Annotated in this window: 4 protein-coding genes; 2 read left to right on the forward strand and 2 right to left on the reverse strand. The window is 62.8% G+C overall.

Translation table 11 applies throughout. From position 1 onward, the window contains the following. Nucleotides 1-583: 583 nt before the first annotated feature. Nucleotides 584-793 carry a cold-shock protein gene (locus B3873_RS14615; RefSeq protein ID WP_006461922.1) on the reverse strand — a complete coding sequence of 70 codons (210 nt, stop codon included), beginning with the start codon at nucleotides 791-793 and terminating at the stop codon, nucleotides 584-586. Nucleotides 794-1,272: 479 nt separating this feature from the next. Here B3873_RS14615 and B3873_RS14620 point away from each other — a divergent pair, with 479 nt between their 5' ends. After that, nucleotides 1,273-4,209 carry an HD domain-containing phosphohydrolase gene (locus tag B3873_RS14620; RefSeq protein ID WP_286866925.1) on the forward strand — a complete coding sequence of 979 codons (2,937 nt, stop codon included), beginning with the start codon at nucleotides 1,273-1,275 and terminating at the stop codon, nucleotides 4,207-4,209. A gap of 130 nt (nucleotides 4,210-4,339) precedes the next feature. Further along, complete coding sequence (locus tag B3873_RS14625; protein WP_209533630.1) at nucleotides 4,340-4,987, forward strand: alanyl-tRNA editing protein; 648 nt, start codon at nucleotides 4,340-4,342, stop codon at nucleotides 4,985-4,987. 58 nt (nucleotides 4,988-5,045) lie between these two features. Here the strand turns inward: B3873_RS14625 and B3873_RS14630 are convergent, their stop codons facing one another. Continuing rightward, the gene (locus B3873_RS14630; protein WP_349676448.1) at nucleotides 5,046-5,867 is read right to left on the reverse strand and encodes an SDR family oxidoreductase; all 822 of its coding nucleotides are present in this window, start codon (nucleotides 5,865-5,867) and stop codon (nucleotides 5,046-5,048) included. Between the last annotated feature and the right edge of the window lie 68 nt (nucleotides 5,868-5,935).

A 5,935-nucleotide genomic window follows, 5' to 3' on the forward strand; every position in this document is an offset into this window, starting at 1 on the left:
GTGGTGGCGCAGGCTTTGCAGCTGCTGGACAGTCCGCACAGCCAGACGACATAAACCATTTATATGATTTATATCGGTTCCAGAACGCAAAAAGCCCATCTGAAACCAGATGGGCCGTTCATTGATTAACGCTGGATTCCCTCATGACCCTGGCGATCTGCCAGGTGCTGCGAGAGTGTCCTGCCCGGTCTATCTGGCCGGTGCGGTCGCAATCCAGGTGTTCGTGTTGTGGTCCGGAGGCCGCCGTTGGTGCGGGCCGGTGTCACGCTCTACGAGCGATTAATTAACTATTTGCTACACGGCTTGCGCCGTGACTGACGCGCTCCTGCCTTCGTGGTTCACCTGCCCGCGCTATCTGCACGGCCACAGCTGAGTCTCTGGCAGGAACGACGTCCTGCGCTGCCCTGACGTTCGGTACCGGCCCTCCCTGGCTATCTGCCAGGTGAGAGTCTGCGACAAAATCGCGCCGACATGAAAGGACTGCGGAGTCTGCCGGCCTGGCCTCTGGAGCGTATGGAATTCCGGAGGCGTTCAGGCGCGGACAGCGAGGATGTTCTGCTTCGCTTGCGCGAAAATCTTGGTCTTAGATGACCTTGATGTTGGTGGCCTTTTCACCCTTGGGGCCGACACCGCGGTCGAAGGACACGCGCTGGTTTTCCGACAGGCTGCGGAAGCCGTTGGACTGGATGTCCTGGAAGTGCGCGAAGACGTCAGCGCCGCCAGCATCAGGAGTGATGAAGCCGAAGCCCTTGGCATCGTTGAACCATTTGACTACGCCGGTTTGAGTGCTCATGTTTGTTTCCTTTGGAAAAGTTTGGGACGAATGAAGGCAGATGCCTGATAGGCACTTGAAACCAAGAACTGAAACCGAAGGAAAGAAAACAGAACGACCGAGGAGGGAACGACAGTCAGGCGGAATTGGAACCAACAAGAATACAACTTGATGCAAGTACAGGTCGTATTGTACACCACATGCGACATCTTGCAGGTATCTGTTGATAAATGTGTGGTTTTTCTGTAGGCATCGCCCGCTTGGCCGCCCCGGCAGGGCGGCTCCGCCCGGCTACTGCGTCGCCACCGGCAAGGAGCGTCACGCCATCAAGACGCCCGGCATTGCCGCCGACAGTGACTTGACCGCTTTTTGCTGGCCCAACGTAATTCCGGTATATTGGCCCGAAGAAAAAAGAGGCCGTGTCCCGTTGTGCGCCGGAGGTGGGCGGCGCTGATGGCATCGCGGGTTCCGTTGCATGTCACCCAGTCACTGCGTGCTCGATGCCCCTTCCCGAACGCCCCTTGTTTGATCCGTCCGACGACGATGCCACCGTGCCTGGCTTGCCGGTACGCTTCGGCATTTCCGCCCTGGTGATGGCGGGCATGGTCCTGCTGGCCGTGGTGCTGGTCTCGGTAGGCTGGTGGGGCGCGCGCCAGGTGCTGCTGGACATGGCCGAGCGCTCAGCCGAGGATGCCGGACGCATCATGACCGAGCGCTCGCGCCGCATCATCGACCCGGCAGTGGCCACGCTGCGCCAGCTGGCCTTCGATCCGATCACGCAAGCCACGCAACTTGATGAGCGTCTCACGCGCATCGCCGCCTTCTCCATCGACCTGGTCGCCAATCCGCTGGTGTCGGCAGTCTACGTGGGCTACCCCAATGGCGACTTCCTGCTGGTGCGCTCGCTGCGCGGTGCCGACCAGCGCGCCTTCTTCTCGGCACCGGCGGCATCGGCCTTCCTGGTACAAAGCATCGTGCGCGATGCAGATGGCACGCAGCACGGGCAATACCGTTTCTATGATGCCGAACTGAAACTGCTGGCCCTGCGCGATGAGGCGGACTATCTCTTCGATCCGCGCACGCGCCCCTGGTATGCCACGGCGGACCGCTCGCTCATCCCCTCCATCTCGGCCCCTTACGTCTTCTTCACCACGCGCCAGATCGGCATCAGCCTCTCGCAGCGTGCGCGCGACGGCGAGGCCGTGGTCGCCATCGACATGACGCTGGACGACCTCGCCGCCAGCCTCGGCAACCTGCGCCTGACGCCCAACAGCGAACTGGCACTGGTGGACGAACACCAGCGCGTGATCGCCTACAGCGACATGGCGCGCGTGCTGGAACAGGAGGGCGAGAGTTTCCGTTTCCGCAGTCTCAAGGATCTGGAAGTCCCGAGCCTGTCACAGCTCTCCGCACGTGCGCTGGCCGGCGACACCAGCGCGCTGTACAGCGTGAACGGGCGTGAGTGGCTGGGCTTGTCGCTGCCCTTCGACGTCATCGATGGCCATGCACTGAGGCTGCTCATTGCCGCGCCCGGTGACGAACTGCTGGGCCAGCTCGACCGCAATCGCAAGACCCTGGTACTGGTGGCCTTCCTGGTGGTGCTGGCGTTCCTGCCGCTGGGCTGGTGGGCCGGGCGCGCCATCGGCCGCAGCATGGAGCGGCTGGCGGTGCGGGCCGGACGCATGTCGCGTTTCGACTTCCGCACCCAGGACCGGCGGCGCAGTACCCTGCGCGAAATCAACATGCTCACCGACATGGTGGACCACGTGAGCCTGACGGTGGAAGCCTTCCTCGACATCAGCGCCATCCTCAGTACCGAGACGCATGTCGAAGAGATGTTGCAGCAGGTGCTGGAGAAATTCGTGCAGGCCACGCGCTGCGACGGCGGTGCCGTCTATCTGTGGCAGCGCGAAGACGGCCAGATGCAGCGCGCGGCGGCCTATGGCCAGCAATGCGGATTGACCGACAGCATGGCGTATGACGCACAAGGCACGGGTGCAGGCGCTGCCGACACCATCGCCGCACGTGAGACCGACGATGGCCGCATGCGCGTGGAACTGGATCTGCGCGGCCGCAACGGCTCACTCGAAGGTTTGCTGGTACTGATGCATGCCCATGACAGCGTGCACGAGGATCCGCGCTTCCTGGCCTTTGCGCGGCGTCTGTCGGGCATGCTGGCGGTGGCCATCGAAACGCGCCAGTTGATCGCTGCGCAGAAGGCCCTGCTGGAATCCCTGATCCGCCTGATGGCCGACGCCATCGATGCCAAGAGTCCCTATACCGGCGGCCACTGCGAACGCGTACCGCACCTGGCCATCCAGCTGGTCGACCGCCTGGCGCAGGAAAGTGAAGGCCGCTACGCCGGCTTCACCCTCAGCGAGGACCAGCGCTATGCCTTCCAGCTGGCGGCGCTGCTGCACGATTGCGGCAAGGTCACCAGTCCCGAACACATCGTGGACAAGGCGACCAAGCTGGAGGTGATCCACAACCGCATCCACGAAGTGCGCATGCGTTTTGAAGTGCTGTGGCGCGATGCCGAACTGGATCTGCTGCGCGAGCTCTACGCTACCTTGCCTGCAGCCCGGGCCGAATCCTGGCGCGCAGAGCTGGAGCGCCGCCGGCATCAGCTGCGCGAGGACTTTGCCTTTGTCGCGCAATGCAATGTCGGGGGCGAAGCCATGTCGGACGAAGCCATCGCACGGCTGCGCCAGATCGCCATGCAGACCTGGCAGCGTCATTTCGATGACAGCCTGGGCCTGGCCGATGAAGAAAGCCGGCGGCTCGCCGCGGCGCGTGGTGGACAGATGCAGCAGGAACTGCCCTGCACCGAGACCTTGCTGGCCGACAAGCCGGAACACAAGGTAGCCTGGGAAGACGGACACCGGCCGCCGGTTGAACGCGGCGACCCGCGCAATGTGCTGGGCTTCGACATGCAGCTGCCGCAGGTCCGGCAGAACATGGGCGAGCTGCACAACCTGACCGTGCGGCGCGGCACGCTGACCGAAGAAGACCGCTTCGCCATCAACAATCACATCGTGCAGACGCTGGTGATGTTGAAGAGCCTGCCGTGGCCGGATTCGCTCAAGAGCGTGCCCGATACCGCCGCCAATCACCACGAGAAAATGGATGGCACCGGCTATCCGCGCCGCCTGCGCGCATCCGGGCTGCCCTTGCAGGACAGGGTGATGGCGCTGGCCGATGTGTTCGAAGCACTCACGGCGGCGGACCGTCCTTACAAGCCGGCCAAGACCTTGTCGGAATCACTGCGCATCATGGCCAGGATGTGCCGGGAACAGCATCTGGATACGGAGTTGTTCCGCTACTTCCTGCACAGTGGCTTGTGGCGGACTTATGCGGATGAATTGCTGCGGCCGGGGCAGCGCGATGCGGTGGATATTGCGGCGATTGAAGACTTGCTGGAAGCGCATCCCGCGTAAGGCAGGAGATAAGAAGCTGAAGTCCGCCGTTATCGTAGAATCTCTTCTCACATTTTTGAACGCATCGGCAGGCTGATGACCTGCCGATGCTACCGCTGATCATCTATAGCTATCCCTGCCCACTGATAACATGACGCACAAGTTATTCTGGTCCGCCCCCTATCAGACCGAACTCGACACGACCGTCACGGCAGTCGATGGTGATCAGGTACAAATCGCGCAGACCATCTTCTTCGCCTTCTCCGGTGGCCAGGAGAGCGATGCCGGCACGCTGGGCGGCCATCCTGTGCTGCAGGCCGAGAAGCGTGACCAGACCATCGTCTATACGCTGCCGCCCGGCCATGGCCTGCGGGTCGGTGATGCGGTTCACCTGCAGATTGACTGGGCACGCCGCTATCGCCTGATGCGCCTGCACTTTGCGGCCGAGATGGTGTTGCAGCTGGTCTATCAGATGCGGCCGGGAATCGAACGCATCGGCGCACACATCGCCATGGACAAGGCGCGCGTGGACTTCGCCAGCGACACCAGCCTGGCACCGCTGTTCCCCGCCATCGAGGCGGCCGCGCAGGAACTGGTGGCGGCGGGATTACCCATCGTCACCGCATTCAGCGATGAAGCCGCCGGCCGGCGTTATTGGGAAGTGGAAGGATTTGCGCGCATGGCCTGCGGCGGTACGCATCCGCGCACCACCGCCGAAGTGGGAACACTGCGACTCAAACGCAAGAACACCGGACGCGGCAAGGAACGCATCGAGATCCTGCTCGATGCGCCCGCGTGATGCCGCTGAGCCTGGTGAATTTTTCGCGTCGCTTGAGGACGACGACTGAGCGGAAGGCTCAGGTCTTGTAGTCGTACTTCATCTGCTGCGCGATGAGGATATCCTTGCTGGTGCGTTCGCACAGGGTCACGTAATCGGTGAGCGGCTGTGGAGGCCGCATGCCCTCCTCGATCAGGCGCTGGTTGTCGAACAGCACTTCCTCCGCCGCAAAATAGCCATACGAACGAATCGCCTTCAACACGATGCGCTTGTTGCAGGGACCGATCAGGTCCTTGAAGCGGTCCTGCATCTGCAGGAAGCTGTCGTAGTGGGTCTGGCGGTAGCGCGACATCTTTTTCTCACCGGTGCCGACGCTGATGGCTTCATCGATTTCGCCGAAGGTGCAGGCGTGACTGGGGCCGGACGAGATGTTGTAGGCCGCGTATTTCAGCGTCGGTTTTTCCAGCAGCAGGTGCAGGGCTTCGGCGCAATAGTCCACCGGGATCACGTCGATCTTCTGGTCCAGCTCGCAGGGGAAGGCCTGCAAGGCGCGCGCCAGGCGGAAGACCCAGTAGATGCTGCCCGAGGCGGCGCATCCGAGTTCGGTATGGCCGACCACGATGGACGGCCGCGCGATGACCAGCGGCAACTCGGGCAGTTCAGTGCGCAGGCGTTGTTCGGCCTGGTACTTGCTGGCGGTGTAATCGAGGTAGTGCTCGACGCCATCGGCGGGAGAATAGTCTTCCGACACCGGGCGCGGCGCGTTGCGGCCACAGGACATGCCGGTACCGATCTGGATGAAGCGCCGCAGCGGGCGTCCGCGCGAGAGGCCGTGCGCCATGGCGAGCACGCCGTCGACGTTGGTGGGGAAGATGGAACGATGGCTGCCGAACGAGGCCAGGGCCGCCTAGTTCACCACATCGCTGACCTGCAGCAGGCGCGGATCATCGATCCAGCGCTCCACCCCGG

The sequence above is a fragment of the Herbaspirillum sp. UBA812 genome (assembly GCF_002296545.1).
Classification (GTDB): domain Bacteria; phylum Pseudomonadota; class Gammaproteobacteria; order Burkholderiales; family Burkholderiaceae_D; genus Herbaspirillum; species Herbaspirillum huttiense.